Below are 18,409 nucleotides of genomic sequence, written 5' to 3'. Positions count from 1 at the left end.
TAATGCATGAAAAATAAAATTATTTATCTTCTGGTTCTGGCAGCTACGGTTTTCTTCGGCATTATGTATGACGGAAAATTTCTTCTGATTCTGATGCTTTTTGAGGTACTGTTTGCCACGGCTATGTTTCTGATGTCATGGATGCTTGCATATGGAATCAGCATACGCCTGGAGGTAAAGGGACCGGTGGCATCCAAGGAAGAAATGATTCCGGTGGAGATTTATGTTAAAAATAACTGCTGGCTGCCGGTAAATCATATAGTTATGAAGCTGGTTTTAAGCAACGGATTTTCCGGACACGGGGAAAAAGAAAGGGTGAAGGGTGCGGTACAGGGATCAAGTGAGGTAAGGATCCAGTGCAGTATCAGTTCCCGCTATTGTGGTCAGGTTCAGATAATGCTTGAGCGGATCAAAGTTTATGACTATCTGATGCTGTTTTCCAGAAAGAGAAAAATGCAGGAGAAGATTCAGGTGAATATACTACCGGCGGTGCACCATATAGAAGCAGAGGTCAGTGAACGAACCAGACGTTTTCCGGTTGAAGGCGAGGAGTATGAGACACACAGAAGCGGAGATGATCCTTCAGAGATTTATCAGGTGAGAGAATTCCGAAACGGGGACACTCTACAGAGGGTGCACTGGAAATTAAGTGCCAGAACGGATGAATTGATGACAAAGGAATTCAGTATGCCAAAGGGCTGCAAAATCCTGTTTCTGTTGAATTTCTATTGGGAGAGCAGTAAGGGGCAGATGCTGGATCAGATGAATGCATTTTTAGAAACTGCTGTCTCCCTGTCAAATGCCCTGGCCCGGGAAGAATGTCCTCATTATGTGGCCTGGTATGATAAAGTTCATAATGAGCTTGTCAGAAAGCAGGTTGAGAATGAGGAATCCTTTTATGAGATGATGGAAGAACTACTGACTGCAGTATTCTATTTTGAATCCTATGATATGGAGGCTGGATATAGAGCGGAATATCCGGGAGGAAATTTTAGTACGGTTATGATGCTGGATGGGAACCTGCAGTTAATTATGAATGGAGAGGCTCGTGCGCAATTTTTAAAAGAGGATATAAAGTCGCAGCTGGAGGGTTATTTCCTTCAGGTATAGAGGCAATTCGTTGGTAACAGACAAACGGATTGAAGAATGATAAATTATGAATAGATCAGAGAAAAAAACGGGAATTGATTTAAAAGCAGAAAAGGTAACAGTGATTGCACCCAGGACGAAGGTACATGGGCTTAGTTTTATTGTGCTATTTTTATTCTTTCAGGCTGGCTTGTATGGTACATTTTATTCTTTTATAACTTCATTTCGGGTAGAGTTTGGAGAAAATACAATGTTTTGGGGAATTCTTGTAATAGGATTGCTGCTGTGGGTATTTTACTTTACAGGAAAATACATGAGGATGTTAATTCCAATATCTCTGATTTGCGCCTGTGCCTGGGCATACTGGCATGCTGAGGAACTGAAGAATCAGTCGCTGATCGTTATGAATGCTATCCGGGAGGCGGCAAACAGATATTTTGTAATGGAACTGGATCCGTACAGTACAAATCCCCTGCTTGGAAATGATACAACGCAGATCCTGATGCTGGTCATGATTTTATTTGGCGTGACGCTTTTTTTAGGGCTGGTGGCGGTGAAAAGCCGAATGCTGGTTCTTATGGGGACAATTCTACCTACGGCGGGTGCTATGATGGTGGGGCTGGTTCCCTCCTTTTGGTCCATGTGCCTGCTTCTGTTTTGTTATGTAGGAGCTTTTACCATGGGGAGAGGTGAATTTTCTCTTCGAAAAGCCAAGGTCATCGTGCCAAAGTATTACCGAAATGGGGTGATAGGATACAGTGCCTTATTTATGGGTGTCGCTGCGGTATCACTTTTTGGAATTTCTTATCTGATTCTCAACCCGCAAATGGAGAAGCTAAATACACAGGTGAAAGAAGCGAGAGTATTTGTCCAGAATAATTCACTGGTGGAGACCGTCCGGAATATGTTCCCAAAGCTTCGGATCAGCATGTCGGGCGCAGGTCAGATTGACAGCGGACAATTAGGCGGGAACGTCTATTTTACCGGAGAAGAAGCTTTGAAGTTAACCTTATATCGGGCTCCGGGCGAGACGATTTACTTGAAGGGATATACGGGTGACGAGTATACGGGAAGCCGCTGGTCTGAGGATGACGATCTTTCTTTTTTTACTGACGCAGGAATGGGCACACCGGAAGATGTAAGGCGTGAGTATTATGAACAGCCGTTTCAAATGGCATCAATGCTGGAGGAAGAAGCCGATGAAAATGTAAAACAGATGATCTTGGTCGAAAAACGGGGAGCATCTTCGGAGGAAGAATATGCACCATATATATCCCGGCAGGAGTCAGCGACAAAGAATGAAGCAGCATTTTCTTTTTATGAAAGAGGGAGTTATGAACAGCTTATCAGTGCCAATGGCTATGTGAGCTTATCAGATTTTAGCCCATTGTCAGGTGAATACAGGGATTATGCATATGGGAAATATCTCTCGTATCCGGCGGAGCGGCTGACAAACCTTGCTGCATTATGTGAATCCCATCCCATGACGGATGTGAATGAAATACGGGATTTTATCGTTACAACGCTGACCGGAAATGCGAAATATAATCTTCAGCCTGGTGAATGTCCGGCTAATAAAGACTTCGCTGAGTATTTTTTATTTGAACGAAAAGAAGGATATTGTGTACATTTTGCAACAACAGCAGTGCTGATGTTCCGGATGTATGGAATTCCTGCCAGGTATGCAGCAGGATACATCGCACCTGCATCTGAGTTTACTATTAATTCAGACGGTGAATACGAAGCTCATATCAAAGACGAAAAAGCGCATGCATGGGCGGAGATATACGTGGACGGGGAAGGCTGGATGCCGGTAGAAGCAACACCGGGATATGCTGGAGCCGTAAACCGTAATACTGAGGAGCAGACAGAGGCGCCTCAGTCGGAAGCACAAAGTGAAAAGAAGAAAACAGTACAGACTGAAGGCAGGCAGGAACTGAAAACTGAAGTTCAGACAGAGTCAGCGAATACCAATGGATTTTTCACGGATAGTATGACCGGCAGAGTTTCCTTGATGGCTATTTTAGCAGCTGCAGCTGCAGCCATGATCTTAGCTGTGATTATGATTCGCAGAAGCCTGATATTAAAAAGAAGGGCAGCAGAAGATGTAAGAGGTATTTTTGCATCGATGTATGATGTCATGGTGCTTGGAGGACTTCCAAAAAAATACGACGGAACAGAGCCGGAATTTGTAAAGGAAGTCATACAGAGATTTGATGGAATTGACCCCAATGAATTTGCAAGGGCTATGGATCTTGTAATGCAGGCTAATTATGGTGACGGTGTAATTAGTTCTGAAGATACCAGGTTCGTAAGGGAAGTGTATGAGAAAGTTTGTAAAATTGTTTATCTAAGACTTTCAGGAGCGGAAAAACTGGAATTTAAATATATAAAGGTATTCTAGAGCGTGTTTTAAAATTGCTTTCTGGCAGCTGTGCGTCACAGTTTGTGGGAGATTTGTCCCGGATGTATGGCGCGTAGCGGGCTACGTAACCTGAATTCGGGGCAAATATGCCGCAAAGTGGGGGCGTACAGATGGCAGGCGTTTGAAAGGCTTACCGCAGAACTGGTATTTTCTAACTTTCCCGGAGTGCTATTTGGCTGCACGCGGGCAAGGTAAGTAAATGCATAGATCTGCTATACACCTTCCAAATGCTTGCCATGGTTCGCCCCCTTTTCTTTCCGGGATGCAGTTTATTGATATAAAGCTGGTTTTCTCAGCATGGTGTGACCCCGGGGGGGATGGTATGCTGGACGTTATTGGAAGAACTAAATCTATTTAAACAAATCCGATAATTCTCCATGGCAGAGGATATGCAATTCATGGAGGGCACGTGTAATTGCCACATAAAGAAGCTTTGCATCACCTTCATTTTCCTGATAATTTTCGGTATCCGGGTTCCAGAGTAAAACAGTATCAAATTCCAGACCTTTGGTAAGTGCAATCGGAAGAACCATGACACCTTTTTGAAAGTTCATCTCGGTAACTTTTTCAACTGCAATCTGTTCAGCCAGAAGCTGTTCAACATTCTGTGCTTCTTCCGGGGTGCGGCAGATAACCGCAGTGGTGTCAAATCCCCGTTCCTGAATTCCCTTTATTATGGATACTGCCTGCCCGGCCATTTCCGATGGTGGACAGCGGTACAGCTCGACGGGTGATCCATGCCGGATAACCGGCTGTATTTTGTAAGCTCCCGAAGATGCTTTATCCAATACCTTACCGGCATATTCTGAGATTTCAATGGTATTACGGTAACTCTTGGCAAGAATCCGGAAATGTTCTTTTTCCGGGTCAAATACTTCATTGCAAAGCTCATCCCAGCTGTTCATTCCGGTTGTATAATTTATATTCTGGGAAACATCCCCCATAATGGTGAAGTAGCAGTCGGGAAGTGCATTTCTTAATACATAATAAATCATTGGGCCAAAATCCTGGGCTTCATCAATGATAATCTGTCCGTATTCATCAGAAGCCTTTGCCTCTGTCATCCGTTTTCGAATAAATACCATAGCCGCAAGATCATAGATATCAAAAGATTCATTTTGAATATCCGCCAGCGTGGAATCCACATCCAGGGTGTTTTTATCCGATTCATAAGAAATCAAAAAGTTAATATAAATGGCAAGAGGAGTTTTTGCTTCGGCTTCCCATTTGAAATAATTGCGGTACTGCGATAGCTTTTTTGAACGATAAACTTTTTTGGGTCCATCTGTTAACAGCCGGATTCTGTTCTTCAGCCTGTCATTTAGCTGGGCCAGTTTTTGTTTCAGGGACAATCCCCGGCTGAGCTTTAGAGCCGAACGGATACCGTCAGCGGAGAGTATGACCCCCAGGGCTGGATCTTTAATACTTTTGCATGGGATGGACTGATACTCTATTTTTTTGAGATAGTCACCCAAACGGTAGATAAAATCTAATTTACTCTTGAAAGCGGACTGGGGTTTCATGGTAATATATTTAAATTTTTTCTTCCAGTCTTTATCCAGCAGGTGAATCAGGAAAAGATCCATTCGCTTCTGACCGATACCGGATACATCCAGTTCCGGAAGACCACTTGTAATATAGCTCAGGAGCATATCATTGCTTCCTATAATACAGAATTCCTCAGGGGAAAAACGGTGTGCATAGTTGTATAAAATATAGGAAATCCGGTGCATGGCAACCGTCGTTTTTCCACTTCCGGCTACTCCCTGGACAATAATATCCGTAAAAGGAGTATCCCGTATTATTTCATTTTGTTCTTTTTGGATGGTAGCGATAATATCACCCAGTACAACATCTTTATTTTTGGCAAGGTATTTGACTAAAAGCTCATCATTGGATGCTACATCACTATCATAGAATCCTGTCAGCTTACCTTGTACGATATCAAAGGTTCTCTTTAACTTAAGGTCGATTTCGATGTCACCGACTTCCGGTACATGATATTTTCCTCTGCCCAGTGTATTTTCATAGTAGACGCTGGAAATAGGAGCACGCCAATCCACGATGATAATCTCTGTTTTGTTTCGGCTGATACCATTTTTGCCTATGTAGATGCTTTCCGGTTTGGCAAACTCAATTTCTTCATAATCCACTCGTCCAAAATAAGGCTTTTCCAGAGCCGCGCGGTTCTTACGCAGTGAATTTGCAGCATGAGTGGTAATGTCCTGACTTACAATCAACTGATCATAAAGCTCAGTATCTCCCTGCTGAATGGCAATGTACAACTCATCTGTTTCCCGGCGGCTGTTTTGCACCTGCTCTTCATATAATGCAATATTGTCTTTGATAATCTGGGTACATTCCTGTAAATGCTGCTGTTCCTGATCCATCGTCTAACCTCCTCTAGTTATATAATTAATTACTTGTTTTTTGCGGCAGGGTATTATCATACCAAAAATAATAAAAAAATACTAGAGCTTGTTTTAAAATAGCTTTCTGGCAGCTGTGCGTCACACTTTGTGGAAAATTTGACCCGGATAAAGTTGAGACTCCCTGCGGGTTTAATATATTGGGGTTTAGCTGAGGAATGACGCTTTGTAGATGTAGGTAGTGTACACAAAGAGAAGGGGGCGGACCATGGCAGGCGTTTGGAAGACTTACCGCAGAACTGGCATTTTCTAACCTTCCCAGAGCGCTTTTTGGCGGCACGCGGGCATTCGCTCCGAAATCCTGATGCATTTCGCAGCTCACTGCCCGCTTAGTATCCGATGGGAGCCAGTCGAATACTATCCGCCAAAAAACACTCCGGCAAGGTAAGTAAATGCTCAGATCTGCTATACGCCTTCCAAACGCCTGCCATGGTCCGCCCCCTTCTCTTTCCGGGATGCAGTTTATTGATACAAAGCTGGTTTTCTCAGCAGGGTGGGACCCCGGGCGTGTGGCATGCCGGACGTTATTGGCTTAGATCACATAAAAACCAATAAACCAGCTGGATGTTATCACTGTGAACTGTCTCTAAATTCTACTACTGTATATTTGTGGTTATAGTACCTACATCCAGTTAAGTCTGTGATCAGGAAAGCAGGTGAAATTTCGTCTTATCATCCCCCTTTCACACTGAACTGCCGTAACACACTCTGCTGCATCCAAAAACAAACAGACCGTCACTACCCAGGGGTCTCCACCAGGCTGAGAAAACCAGCTTTGTATCAACGAATGCTATCTCGGAAAGATGGGCGTGGGAAACTGGTATGGGCGGAGGAAGCGTAGAGCAGAGCTGAGTATTTACTTAGCTTTCCGAAGTGTTTTTTGGCGGATAGTATTCGACTGGCTCCCATCGGATACTAAGCGGGCAGTGAGCTGCGAAATGCATCAGGATTTCGGAGCGAATGCCCGCGTGCCGCCAAAAAGCGCTTCGGAAAGGTTAGAAAATACCAGTTCTGCGGCCAGCTGACGGAGCCCATGCCAGTTTTCCACACCCATCTTTCTGTACACTACCTATCATTTACAAAGCGTCTTAATCAGCAAAACCCAAATTTAAACCAAACACTTCCTATACAAAAAGCGGGAAATCATGGAGTATGACCTCTCATGTTTTCCCGCTTTTTCTAAATATCCTGATTTTCAGCATCCTCTATATATTTCTGGTATTTATAAAAGTCATCCCGGTAGATCACATGAAGCAGTGTATCCAGCTGCCTTAGTGCTTTGAGCATCATTTCCGGAGTAATTAACGCCTGCTCCGCTGCATCGGCAAGTTCATCCAGATCGATCACCTTCAGCTTTCCATCTGGATAGACGATGACGTCAGCCAGAAGATCCGTGAATATGTATGTATCCGTGGATTCCTCATAGTCATAGGTGATTATGTCGCAGTACCAGCTGATCAGCCGGCTTTCGTGGTCATAGAATTTGCTTACCTTAATTCCTTTATCCAGAAGATAACAGGAAAGGCCGTGATGCAGGGTTTTCTTAGGATGGAGGGTATTCCATTTTGTAAGAATAATATGATCATCCCTGTAGAGCAGTATATCGTCTTTTAATAATATGCATTCCTCTGGAATCAGGCGTTTACGGTATAGAATGGGGTTTGTCATGGCAGTACCTCCGATGGTATATTTTTTACAACGGTCAGGGAATCATTTTCAACAAATTCCTGCTCCGAGGATTTACGCTTATAATAGGTAAGATTATAGGAATCGGGATCTGTCAGTTTTAAAAATTCACTCGGGGTACAGCCTGTAATTTCTTTAAATACCCTGTTAAATGTACGAATGTTATTAAAACCGCAGTCAATTGCAATGTCTGTGACTTTATTGCTGGTATTTTTCAGTTCACTGGCCGCATGTTCCACGCGTACCATGTTCAGGTAGGTAACGAAATTAATACCTATCAGTTTTTTAAATACCTTGGAAAAATGGCTTTCACTGAAATTCATCTGCTTTGCTGCAAATGACAGAGTAATATTGTCGGCATAGTGTTCTTCCATATAAGATAAGAGCTGCTGCATGTCGTAAAGCATATTTATGCGTTTACTGGTGCTCTGCAGACCGCTGTCATTTTTCGGGATCCTGCGTTTTAGCAGATACCAGAACTCTCTTAATGCTGCGGTAATAATCTCTTTATAATAAGCTTCCTTGTTCTTAAGCTCTGCACCTACCCTGTCCAGCAGTGATATCAGCATTTCATTCATACCATAGGATTCCAGCATTTCTCTGGTTACACAAGGATGAGAAAACTGGGAGTGGTGATAGAGGGAGCTGATAATTCCAGGATCAAAAATGATGAATTCCAGTATATTTTCCATATTTGATGAGTCGCTGTAATGGAAATCACCCGTGTCCACAATGACCAGATCACCGGCGTGGGCAGTAAAAATATCATCATTGATACTGAAATGGGCACTGCCCTGGCGGACATAGATAAATTCGATCTCCTGATGCCAGTGTGCCAGGAAGCTGATGTTCTCATAGGATGAATGCCATACCATAAAATCGGAATCATAGGAACGAACTTCATGGAATGCTTTCATATTATGTGCTTTGACCTCGTGTTCTTTCGAATTCTATTATAGGGCCTGTCTGAAATGATTTCACTCGTCTTGCGCCCAATTATGTGATGATGATATAGTATAACAAAAATCACAAAAATTGTCCATATCCTAACATAATTTTACGTGCAAAATCAAAAATTATGTTGTATACTTAGTACATAAAATGCGGTTGCCATAAAACTGCATTGTGTAAAGTGTATAAACAAACCAAACAATTTTATTAAAATGGAGGTAATTTCAAATGGCAGAAAGCAGATTGATCGGTGGATACCCAGTAATCGGAATCAGACCAACAATTGACGGACGTAGAGGCGCTTTGGACGTAAGAGGTTCTTTGGAAGAGCAGACTATGAACATGGCAAAATCAGCAGCTAAATTATTCGAAGAGAATTTAAAATATTCAAATGGTGAACCAGTAAAAGTTGTTATTGCAGATACCACAATCGGACGTGTTGGTGAAACAGCAGCCTGTGCTGAAAAGTTCAGAAAAGAAGGCGTTGACATCACATTGACAGTTACTCCTTGCTGGTGCTATGGCGCTGAGACAATGGATATGGAAAAGAACACGATTAAAGGTGTTTGGGGATTCAATGGTACAGAAAGACCGGGTGCTGTATACCTTGCATCTGTTCTGGCTACACATGCACAAAAAGGACTTCCTGCTTTTGGAATTTACGGACATGATGTTTGTGATGCAGATGATACAGAGATTCCCTGCGATGTAAAAGATAAATTATTAAGATTTGGACGCGCAGCTGTTGCAGCAGCTTCTATGAGAGGTAAATCTTATTTACAGATTGGTTCTATCTGCATGGGTATCGGCGGATCTATCATTGACCCGGCATTTATTGAAGAATACTTAGGCATGAGAGTGGAATCTGTTGATGAAGTAGAAATCATCCGTCGTATGACAGAAGGTATCTATGATGAAGCAGAGTATAAGAAAGCACTTGCATGGTCTAAAGAAAAATGCAAGATCGGATTCGATAAGAACCCACCTGAATTACAGGTATCTGACGAGCAGAAAGAAAAAGATTTTGAATTCGTAGTTAAGATGATGTGTATCATCAAAGACTTAATGAATGGAAATAAAAATCTGGATCCTAAATTCTCAGAAGAAGCAATTGGACACAATGCTATCGCAGCCGGATTCCAGGGTCAGAGACAGTGGACTGATTTCTATCCAAACTGTGATTTCCCGGAAGCAATGTTAAATACTTCTTTTGACTGGAATGGAGCAAGAGAGCCATACATCCTGGCAACAGAAAATGACGTATTAAACGGTCTCGGCATGATGTTCATGAAATTATTGACCAACAGAGCACAGATCTTTGCAGATGTTCGTACATACTGGAGCCCTGAAGCTGTTAAGAAAGCTACCGGATATGATATTGAAGGTGTTGCAAAAGAAGCCGGCGGATTCATTCACTTAATCAACTCCGGAGCAGCTTGCCTCGATGCAAACGGACAGGCCAAAGATGAAAACGGCAATGGCGTTATGAAACCCTGGTATGAAGTTACAGAAGCAGATCAGGATGCAATCATGAATGCAACTACCTGGAATCCTGCTGATAACGGATATTTCAGAGGAGGCGGATTCTCATCCCGTTTCTTAACAGAAGCTGAAATGCCGGTAACCATGATCCGTTTGAACCTTGTAAAAGGCTTAGGACCGGTTCTTCAGATCGCTGAAGGTCACACAGTGAAACTTCCGGACGAAGTATCTGATAAATTATGGAAGAGAACAGACTACACATGGCCATGTACCTGGTTTGCACCAAGAACAACAGGAGAAGGCGCATTTAAGACAGCATACGATGTAATGAATAACTGGGGTGCTAACCATGGCGCAATCAGCTACGGACATATCGGAGCAGACTTAATCACAATGTGCTCTATGTTAAGAATTCCGGTTGCTATGCATAACGTACCGGAAGAAGAAATCTTCAGACCAGCTTCCTGGAACGCATTCGGACAGGATAAAGAAGGTCAGGATTACAGAGCTTGCGCAGCTTACGGACCATTATATAAATAAAATTAAATAGAAGAACGATAGGGATCATTGCATGTTATGAAGTGCAATGATCCTTTTTTGTTTGTTCTCTATTTATTATTTCCGTATTAGAGCCTATAAGATAATCGGCGGAAAAAAAGTTTATACCAGTTATAGTAACAAGAAAAGTGTAAAGGTCAAATAAATAAAGAGTAAAAAAGTTGCTGCCGACCTGCCGATTAACCGTAGGCGGCAGCAATTTTTTGTGTTATACTAACAGCCAGGAGTATTAATTATTCGTTGTATCAACGTGCGGACAGAGTTACTGATATTATGAAAGAGGTTACTGGATAATGAAGATGAAAAAGAGGATGAAATTACATAGTTCCCTGTATGGTCTTGCAATTAAGCAGGGTTTGAGCCTGGCAATTCCGTTCCTTTTAATAGGGTCGTTTGCTCTTTTATTAAATACTTTTCCCTGGGAGGCATACCAGAACATGATTCAAGGGGTTCTGGATGGAAAACTCGTGGAATTTTTTACGGTAATTTATAATATTACGCTTGGTTCTTTAGCGCTGATTTTGATTTTTACCATAAGTATTTCTATCGGGAAACTATTTGGAAAAGAAGACCTGAATTTTTATCCTGCAATAGCTATCTGTTCTTATCTTGCTTTTATAGGAGGACTTCAGAATCAAAAGGAGCATATTTTCGGTGCAGAATGGGTTTTTACGGCAATGTTTATAACCGTACTCTCCTGTGCCATGTTTCGGCAGGGGATGAACTTTTATAATAAATTTGAAAAACTGCATACGATAGGTGCGGATTATATCTTTAATCAGGCGATGAGAAGTCTGCTTCCGTCTGTGGTTATCATTATTTTGTTTACCGCACTGGGAATAGGTCTTAGAGTATTGATGGGTGATGGAAACATCATGAATTTCGGTTCCTATTTGTTTTTGCAGCTGTTTGAAAAAATAGGAGGAAATATTCTGGGTGTTATTCTGTATATTTTCTTTTCCCATCTTTTGTGGTTTTTTGGAATACATGGAACAAATACTCTGGATGCTGTGGCTAAAAGATTGTTTGAGCGTGGAATTGATGTTAATCAGGCATTAATTGCATCCGGCGGACAGCCAACAGAAATATTTTCCAAAACTTTTCTGGATGTATTTGTTTTTATTGGCGGCTGCGGTACGGCGCTATGTTTAATTATTGCGTTGTTTATTGTTGCAAAAAAGAGCCATAATAAAAGGCTCGCACAGTTTTCCTGTGTACCGGTGCTGTTCAATATCAGTGAGATTGTGGTATTCGGCTTCCCGGTAATCTTTAATCCGATTATGATCATCCCGTTTATATTGACGCCCATTGTTATGGCCGTCATAAGCAGTATTGTAATGGGTCTGGGGTTTGTGCCCCTTGTAACTCATTCGGTAGAATGGACTTCTCCCGTGCTTTTAAGCGGATATACGGCCACCGGTTCCGTTGCGGGAAGTATTTTGCAGCTGGTAAACATTGCAGTTGGGGTTTTTATTTACATTCCTTTTGTGAAAAGAAGCGAGAAGAGACAGACGGAAGATTTTACAAATGAAGTATTGATGATACAGAAAGATATGCAGGTGGGGGAAGAGAAGGGAAGGATTCCCGGATTTTTGTCTAATTCGTATGAATATAATTATGCGGCAAAGACATTGGCAGTGGATCTGAATAATGCCATGAAACGCAGCCATTTGAAGTTGTTTTACCAGGTTCAGGTGCAGCGGGATGGAGCGGTCTATGGAGGGGAAGCACTCCTGAGATGGAAGCATCCGGTTGCGGGATACATATCACCTCCGCTCCTGATTTCCCTGGCGGCCCAGTCAGGATTCTTAAGCAGTCTAGGGTATTATATTATTGAAGAGGCATGCAGAAACATCGAGGAGATTCAGAAGGTATATGAGAAACCAATTCATATATCTGTGAATTTATCCCCGCATCAGTTGGAAGAAGAGGATTTTGTAGAGAAAGTCCGGGAAATTGTTGGAAAGTACACGCTGGGAAATGTAATTCTTGTGTTTGAAATAACGGAGAGGGCTCTTTTTAGCACCACGGCTGTTATGATTAACCGGATTGAGCAGCTGAGAGCAATGGGGATCCAGATCAGCATGGATGATTTTGGAATGGGACACAGTTCTCTTACTTATTTGCAGGAAAATGTATTTGAAGAGGTGAAGCTGGACGGCAGCCTTGTAAAGCAGCTGATGAATAATAAGCGTTCTGAGAATATTGTTCTGGGTATTATTCAGATGGCTAAATCTCTGCATTTTAAAGTTGTGGCGGAGTTTGTGGAGACAGAAGAGCAAAGGGATGTTCTGGCGAGGCTTGGCTGTAATATTTACCAGGGGTATTTGTATGGTAAGGCTGAGCAGCTAGAAGTATTTTTAGAATATTTACAGTCTACAAATGGATGAGAATAGGGTAAATCCCTATTCTCATCCATTTTTTTGTAAAGATTGCAAAACGTGTCGGTCAGCAGCAGGAGAATTGATTTTTTATAGAATTATATCTAAGACAGCGGATACAAAATGAGTGTTTGTTAATGATAAAATATGAAACATATGAAAGGATAATGAAACATATGAAACAATGTTGACGCTGTTATTTTCATAATATATAATAAATTTATCATAAAAACAAAGAAAAAATGTAAAAAATTGTACTATTTATACAATTAACAAAGGAGGGGAGGTGATAAAATGGGGTCAACTATACGAGAAGTAGCTCGTAGGGCTGGACTGTCGCCGGCAACTGTATCAAGGTATTTTCATGGAACAAATGTTGTTTCAGACGATGCATCAAGAAGAATCGAGGAGGCTGTAAAAGAACTGCAGTATATTCCGGTTCATAAACATATGGACCCTGGAGTGATCGCAGTTTTGATACCGGATCTGAAGCTGGCATATTTTAGTGAAGTATTAAAAGAGATACTGGAAGCAGCACCCAGATACCGCTATCGGCTGGTATTTATTCCTACATCATCAGAGGATGAGAGCTATAAATTATTTTTCAGAGAGCTGAATATAACAGGTGTCATTTATCTGGAAGAAAATATGAACTGTAATATGATGAATTACATAGCTGCCAAGAATATCAAAATGGTTATGTTTGGCGGGATCAGCTCAGATGTCCGATGTAAAATGATTCATATAAACGATTTATCTGCAGCATATGAAGGTGCAAAATACCTGTTGGAATTGAGACATGAAAAAATATTGATTCTATCTGATTATCCAAAAAGTATTAGTTCAGGATTTCAGAGAATAACGGGATGTAAGCGGGCTTATGAAGAGTTTGGGGTACCATTTGAAGCTGAGTTTGCAAAATATGGAGAACTGACCTATGAAAATGGATACTGGCTTACGGCACAGGCTTTGCAGAAGGGATTGGCTTTTAGTGCCGTGTTTGCTTTTAGTGATGAAGCAGCAATGGGAGCAATCAGTGCACTTTATGAAAATGGACTGCGTGTGCCGGAACACATTTCCGTACTTGGTTTTGATGGAATCCGTATGTCAGAGCGTATTACACCGAAACTCACTACTATTGCACAGCCTATCAAAAAAATGGTTGAACTTACACTTAATACCTTTTTAGACCTGGAGAAAGATGAAAATGTGGAAATTACAATTCCATATGAAATTTTAAAAAGGGGAACCTGCAAAGAATACAGTAAGAAGATGGAGGAAGGAAAATGAACAAGAAGAGAGTGTTATGTTTTACGATGGCAGCAGTAATGGCAGGCATGTTGGCAGCCTGCGGCAACACCGGTACAAGCAGCGGTAATAATACCGGAAAAGAGGAAACTTCAAAATCGGAAACAAGCAAATCGGAAACAAGCAAATCGGAAACAAGCAAATCGGAAACAAGCAAAGAGGAAACGAGCAAAGAGGAAACAAGTAAAGACGAAACAGGCAAGGTAGAATCAGGAAAATCGGAAAATGGGGACAAGGTAAATATATCATTCTCTCTATGGGACGAAGTGCAGAAACCCGTATTTGACGAAATTGCTGCGAAATTTGAGGAGGAGCATCCGGATATTCATGTGGATGTACAGCTGACACCCTGGTCCCAGTATTGGACGAAACTGGATGCGGCTATGGGGGCAGACAGTGCAGCGGATGTCTTCTGGATGAATACCTATCTTCCTAAATATGCAGAAGCAGGGGTTCTGGAACCACTAGACAGCTATATTGAGAAAGACGGAGTTCAGTTGAGCGACTATGCCGAGGTAGTTACCAAGGCTTATAATTATAAGGAAGTGCAGTATTGTATGCCTAAGGGTATGGATACGGTACAGGTATTCTTCAACAGATCAATTTTTGATAAATACGGAGTGGAAGTTCCAAAGGAAGGATGGACCTGGGATGATATGACCGCAGTGGCTGAGCAGCTAAAGGAAAAGATTTCAGAACAGGGGTCTGATGAATATCCCATCCTAATGGAATTAGATCCACAACCTTCGTTCTTTAACTTTATTGTCCAGAACGGCGGATATGTACTAAGTGAAGATAATAAAACAGCCGGATTTGATCAGCCGGAAACAGTTAAGGCATATCAGGATATTGTTGATTTAATGGATAAGCAGCTTATGCCCGGCAGTGAAGTGCTTTCGGATACCAAAGGTACTGATCTCTTCCTGTCTCAGAAAGGAGCGATATTATTTATGGGATCATGGAAAGCAGCTGTACTTGATGAAGCCAGTTTTGCTTCCGATATCGGCACAATTGCCATGCCAGAGAAGGATGAAAATAACCATAGTGTGATTGGGGGATTAGGATTTGCAATGAATGCGGCAAGCAAAGAAAAGGATGCGGCATGGGAATTGATAAAATATCTCTCAGGAGAAGAATCTAATAAAATGCAGGCTGAGGCAAAAATAGATATGCCGGCGCTTGTCAGTGCACAGCAGTACTATACGCCTAATTTTAAGCATGTAGATGCAAATATATTTTATGAAGCTGCAAAAACAGGTGAACTATTTCCTACATCTCCAAGCGTTGCGGATTGGCTTCCGTCCGTAAATGAAATTTCTGCAAAGATATTTGCAAAGGAGCTTACACCGGAGGAAGGATGTCAGCAAATGCAGGAAGTCACCCAGAAAGCATTGGACAGTGAATCATAATAAAATTATCGGGGCGGACCGGCTGGTCCGTACGCCGCCCCAATGACCAGTTGGGGGATATGGTATGAAGACACACAAAAGTACCAAAGGAAAAAGAAAAAGCAAGGAAATGCTGGCAGGATATCTAATGATATTACCGTTAATGGCAGGCGTGGCTGTTTTCTTTATCGGAGCATTTTTTCAAAATATTTATTATAGCTTTACAAACAAATCCAGTTTTGGCATCCCTAAATTTGTTGGATTTCAGAATTACATTCAGTTGTTTCAGGATGCGGATTTTTACAGAGCGTTGGTCAATACACTTCTATATGTGGTAATATGCGTACCTCTGGTTGTTGTTTTAGCGGTATTACTGGCAGTGCTGTTAAATACAAAAGTGAAAGGAATTGGTTTTTACAGAGTTTGCCTTTTTTTGCCTGCAGTTACCTTGCCTGCAGCTATCGGGCTGCTGTGGAAATGGCTGCTGAATTATAAGTTTGGTCTGGTCAATGAAATACTGGGAACTCTGGGAAAAGGGCCAGTTGCATGGCTTTCGGATTCAAAAATCGTGCTGGTTTCTATTTCTTTGGTATTTATATGGGCAAGCGTTGCTTATCAGGTGATTATTCTGCTTGCGGGACTCCAGGGGATACCCGTCTGTTATCATGAAGCAGCGCGTATTGATGGGGCAAATGGAATAAAAAGATTCTTTAAAATTACGCTCCCGCTTCTTTCACCATCTATTTTCTTTGTCTGTGTTACCACGATGATTAATGTATTTCAGATTTTTGATTTCATTTATTTAATGATACCCCAGGGAAGCAGTGGAACAGAAGCGTCCCGGTCTCTGGTGACCTACTTCTTTGAACAGTCATTTGTGAAATTTCATAAAGGATATGGTGCAGCAATTAGTCTGATGTTGTTCCTGCTGATTCTGATTATTACGGCAGTACAGTTGGTCTGCCAGAAGAAAATGGTATTTTACGATGATTGACAGTTTTAGGCCTGCTTGGAATTTCATCCATCTGCACGATACACTGCATTATATGTACTTTTGTCAGGAAGGATGAAATAAAGAATGATGGTTTGCAAGAACTATATGGAAAGGGGTAATACGGCATGAAAAGTAGAAAATGGCCGTTACATCTGCTTCTGGTTCTGTGTGTGGTAATCACAGTAGGACCATTTCTGTGGATGATATTGACATCGTTTAAGACATATGAAGAGAGTATTCAGATTCCGCCGACTATCTTTCCCCAGGTGCTCACCTTGGAGAGTTACAAAGAGGTAGTACATAAGTTTCCATTTTTAGATTTTTACCGTAATACCTTTGTAGTACTGTTTTTTACAATTACAATTGAATTGGTGATTTGTTCTATGGCGGCATATGCTTTTGCAAGGCTGGAATTTCCTGGGCGGGATGTTATTTTCATTATTTTACTGGCGCTGCTCATGGTACCAGGACAGATCTTTTTAGTTCCCAATTATGATATTATGGTGAAGCTGGGGCTTGCGGATACCGTAACAGCCTTATGGATTCCAAAAGTTTTCAGTGCATTTGGAACCTTTATGCTGCGTGAATTTTTTAAGGGACTCCCAAGATCTTTGGATGAAGCTGCAAAATTGGATGGCTGCAGTTACTTTCAGATTTACTATAAGATTCTGCTTCCTTTGATTAAGCCGGCATTGTCTTCTCTGGCGATTCTGACTGCAATCTCGACTTTTAAAGATCTGATGTGGCCTCTGATTGTGAACAATGCTATGGAGAAAATGACACTTTCCGCAGGGCTTGCAATGCTGATCGGAGAACACACAACGTATTATCCGCAGGTCATGGCAGGGGGGATCATTGCAGTCTTACCTATGATTCTGATTTTCTTCTTATTCCAGAAACAGTTTGTAGAAGGGATTGCAGCGACAGGTGTGAAACAATAGAACAACCGGCAGTTTAAAATACTGTGAGGGAGGAGAAATATATGATTGATATTCTGGCAGTCTGCGCCCACCCGGATGATTTGGAGGTGTGTGCAGGAGGAATCTTTGCAAAAGCAAAAAAAGAAGGATGGACAACGGGGCTGGTGATTATGACGAGGGGTGAGTCCGGAGGATATGCAGAACAGAGTACCCGGGAAGAGGAGGCAAAGCAGGCAGCATCAATTCTGGGATTAGATTATTTTGAAATGTTAAGCTTTCCAGATGCAGGACTGGAATTTAGGAGAGATGCAGTGGAAGCACTGATTCCTCATTTAAGGGCATGTTCTCCGCGTTATATCTTAACGCTTCATGAGAACGATTACCATCCGGATCATGTGGCTGTTTCAAGAATTACCCGGGATGCATGTTTTACTGCAGGTCTTAAAAAATATTCCACAGATGGAACCGATTGGCATTACGATGCAATTTTTTATTTCAGTGCAGACAGACGGACAAATAAAAGAAGACCGGATGTTTATGTGGATATTACAGACGTTATGAATGTGAAGGAAGATGCATGCAAAGCACACCACTCTCAAAATATACTGCCTTTTGCCCTGGAGATGGCTAGAGAATACGGAGCAAGTGCAAATTGTGCTTACGCGGAAGGCTTGTATCTGGAGCAGAGCATAACGCTGGACAGTATCACAGGATTACTCAGAAAAAAACAGTAGATATTTTAGGAGAAGCGGATGAAACAGCAGCCTTTTGCATACTTACATCTGAATTTACGAAAGA

14 protein-coding genes and 2 pseudogenes are annotated in these 18,409 nt (G+C 41.8%); 10 read left to right on the top strand and 6 right to left on the bottom strand.

Features of this window, described 5'->3' with window-relative positions; genetic code table 11:
- The first annotated feature begins 6 nt into the window (after nucleotides 1-6).
- The 3 genes and pseudogenes from CD03_RS0120060 to CD03_RS40050 all read left to right on the top strand — a co-directional run.
- Nucleotides 7-1,110 (top strand): DUF58 domain-containing protein, encoded by a 1,104-nt coding sequence (locus CD03_RS0120060; protein ID WP_027295160.1) that lies wholly within the window; start codon nucleotides 7-9, stop codon nucleotides 1,108-1,110.
- 46 nt (nucleotides 1,111-1,156) lie between these two features.
- Nucleotides 1,157-3,493, top strand: a complete 2,337-nt coding sequence (locus CD03_RS0120055) for a transglutaminase-like domain-containing protein (protein ID WP_027295159.1) — start codon at nucleotides 1,157-1,159, stop codon at nucleotides 3,491-3,493.
- A 13-nt stretch (nucleotides 3,494-3,506) separates the two neighbouring features.
- Nucleotides 3,507-3,569, top strand: a pseudogene (locus CD03_RS40050) (hypothetical protein); the annotation flags it as partial.
- Here the strand turns inward: CD03_RS40050 and CD03_RS40045 are convergent.
- The 6 genes and pseudogenes from CD03_RS40045 to CD03_RS0120035 form a co-directional block, all read right to left on the bottom strand.
- A pseudogene (locus CD03_RS40045) lies at nucleotides 3,549-3,602 on the bottom strand (hypothetical protein); the annotation flags it as partial. The pseudogenes CD03_RS40050 and CD03_RS40045 sit on opposite strands and share 21 nt — an antisense overlap.
- A 262-nt stretch (nucleotides 3,603-3,864) precedes the next feature.
- Nucleotides 3,865-5,904 carry a HelD family protein gene (locus tag CD03_RS34175; protein WP_052377888.1) on the bottom strand — a complete coding sequence of 680 codons (2,040 nt, stop codon included), beginning with the start codon at nucleotides 5,902-5,904 and terminating at the stop codon, nucleotides 3,865-3,867.
- A gap of 56 nt (nucleotides 5,905-5,960) precedes the next feature.
- Nucleotides 5,961-6,134: a DUF6783 domain-containing protein gene (locus CD03_RS40040; RefSeq protein ID WP_442969723.1), complete on the bottom strand. Its 174-nt coding sequence runs from the start codon at nucleotides 6,132-6,134 to the stop codon at nucleotides 5,961-5,963.
- A 752-nt stretch (nucleotides 6,135-6,886) separates the two neighbouring features.
- A complete protein-coding gene (locus tag CD03_RS38970) occupies nucleotides 6,887-7,009 on the bottom strand; it encodes a hypothetical protein (RefSeq protein ID WP_255348103.1) in 123 nt (40 codons plus the stop codon).
- Nucleotides 7,010-7,122: 113 nt separating this feature from the next.
- Nucleotides 7,123-7,611 (bottom strand): DUF402 domain-containing protein, encoded by a 489-nt coding sequence (locus CD03_RS0120040; RefSeq protein ID WP_027295158.1) that lies wholly within the window; start codon nucleotides 7,609-7,611, stop codon nucleotides 7,123-7,125.
- On the bottom strand, nucleotides 7,608-8,546 hold the full coding sequence (locus CD03_RS0120035) for a helix-turn-helix transcriptional regulator (RefSeq protein WP_027295157.1): 939 nt from the start codon (nucleotides 8,544-8,546) through the stop codon (nucleotides 7,608-7,610). Before CD03_RS0120035 ends, CD03_RS0120040 begins: the two co-directional genes overlap by 4 nt.
- 262 nt (nucleotides 8,547-8,808) lie before the next feature.
- On the opposite strand from CD03_RS0120035, the gene CD03_RS0120030 reads away from it, so the two are divergent.
- From CD03_RS0120030 to CD03_RS0120000, 7 genes are all read left to right on the top strand, one after another.
- Complete coding sequence (locus tag CD03_RS0120030) at nucleotides 8,809-10,602, top strand: L-fucose isomerase (protein WP_027295156.1); 1,794 nt, start codon at nucleotides 8,809-8,811, stop codon at nucleotides 10,600-10,602.
- A gap of 311 nt (nucleotides 10,603-10,913) precedes the next feature.
- Nucleotides 10,914-13,010, top strand: coding sequence for an EAL domain-containing protein (locus CD03_RS0120025; RefSeq protein WP_027295155.1), 2,097 nt, complete (start codon nucleotides 10,914-10,916; stop codon nucleotides 13,008-13,010).
- A 285-nt stretch (nucleotides 13,011-13,295) separates the two neighbouring features.
- Nucleotides 13,296-14,291, top strand: a complete 996-nt coding sequence (locus CD03_RS0120020; protein WP_027295154.1) for a LacI family DNA-binding transcriptional regulator — start codon at nucleotides 13,296-13,298, stop codon at nucleotides 14,289-14,291.
- Nucleotides 14,288-15,718, top strand: coding sequence for an ABC transporter substrate-binding protein (locus tag CD03_RS0120015; RefSeq protein ID WP_027295153.1), 1,431 nt, complete (start codon nucleotides 14,288-14,290; stop codon nucleotides 15,716-15,718). Before CD03_RS0120020 ends, CD03_RS0120015 begins: the two co-directional genes overlap by 4 nt.
- Nucleotides 15,719-15,782: 64 nt before the next feature.
- The gene (locus tag CD03_RS0120010; protein WP_027295152.1) at nucleotides 15,783-16,691 is read left to right on the top strand and encodes a carbohydrate ABC transporter permease; all 909 of its coding nucleotides are present in this window, start codon (nucleotides 15,783-15,785) and stop codon (nucleotides 16,689-16,691) included.
- A gap of 125 nt (nucleotides 16,692-16,816) precedes the next feature.
- Complete coding sequence (locus CD03_RS0120005; protein WP_027295151.1) at nucleotides 16,817-17,632, top strand: carbohydrate ABC transporter permease; 816 nt, start codon at nucleotides 16,817-16,819, stop codon at nucleotides 17,630-17,632.
- Nucleotides 17,633-17,673: 41 nt separating this feature from the next.
- The gene (locus tag CD03_RS0120000) at nucleotides 17,674-18,345 is read left to right on the top strand and encodes a PIG-L deacetylase family protein (protein ID WP_027295150.1); all 672 of its coding nucleotides are present in this window, start codon (nucleotides 17,674-17,676) and stop codon (nucleotides 18,343-18,345) included.
- Nucleotides 18,346-18,409 lie beyond the last annotated feature (64 nt).

Origin of the sequence: Robinsoniella sp. KNHs210, assembly GCF_000686105.1 — a bacterium.
Lineage (GTDB): Bacteria > Bacillota > Clostridia > Lachnospirales > Lachnospiraceae > Robinsoniella > Robinsoniella peoriensis.
The sequence above is the reverse complement of the archived record's forward strand: the minus strand, read 5'-3'. Positions and strand labels throughout refer to the sequence as shown.

Coding starts and splice junctions, on each gene's coding strand:
- CD03_RS0120060 (WP_027295160.1), top strand. CDS start 7: ATGAAAAATAAAATTATTTATCTTCTGGTTCTGGCAGCTACGGTTTTC.
- CD03_RS0120055 (WP_027295159.1), top strand. CDS start 1,157: ATGAATAGATCAGAGAAAAAAACGGGAATTGATTTAAAAGCAGAAAAG.
- CD03_RS34175 (WP_052377888.1), bottom strand. CDS start 5,904: ATGGATCAGGAACAGCAGCATTTACAGGAATGTACCCAGATTATCAAA.
- CD03_RS0120040 (WP_027295158.1), bottom strand. CDS start 7,611: ATGACAAACCCCATTCTATACCGTAAACGCCTGATTCCAGAGGAATGC.
- CD03_RS0120035 (WP_027295157.1), bottom strand. CDS start 8,546: ATGAAAGCATTCCATGAAGTTCGTTCCTATGATTCCGATTTTATGGTA.
- CD03_RS0120030 (WP_027295156.1), top strand. CDS start 8,809: ATGGCAGAAAGCAGATTGATCGGTGGATACCCAGTAATCGGAATCAGA.
- CD03_RS0120025 (WP_027295155.1), top strand. CDS start 10,914: ATGAAGATGAAAAAGAGGATGAAATTACATAGTTCCCTGTATGGTCTT.
- CD03_RS0120020 (WP_027295154.1), top strand. CDS start 13,296: ATGGGGTCAACTATACGAGAAGTAGCTCGTAGGGCTGGACTGTCGCCG.
- CD03_RS0120015 (WP_027295153.1), top strand. CDS start 14,288: ATGAACAAGAAGAGAGTGTTATGTTTTACGATGGCAGCAGTAATGGCA.
- CD03_RS0120010 (WP_027295152.1), top strand. CDS start 15,783: ATGAAGACACACAAAAGTACCAAAGGAAAAAGAAAAAGCAAGGAAATG.
- CD03_RS0120005 (WP_027295151.1), top strand. CDS start 16,817: ATGAAAAGTAGAAAATGGCCGTTACATCTGCTTCTGGTTCTGTGTGTG.
- CD03_RS0120000 (WP_027295150.1), top strand. CDS start 17,674: ATGATTGATATTCTGGCAGTCTGCGCCCACCCGGATGATTTGGAGGTG.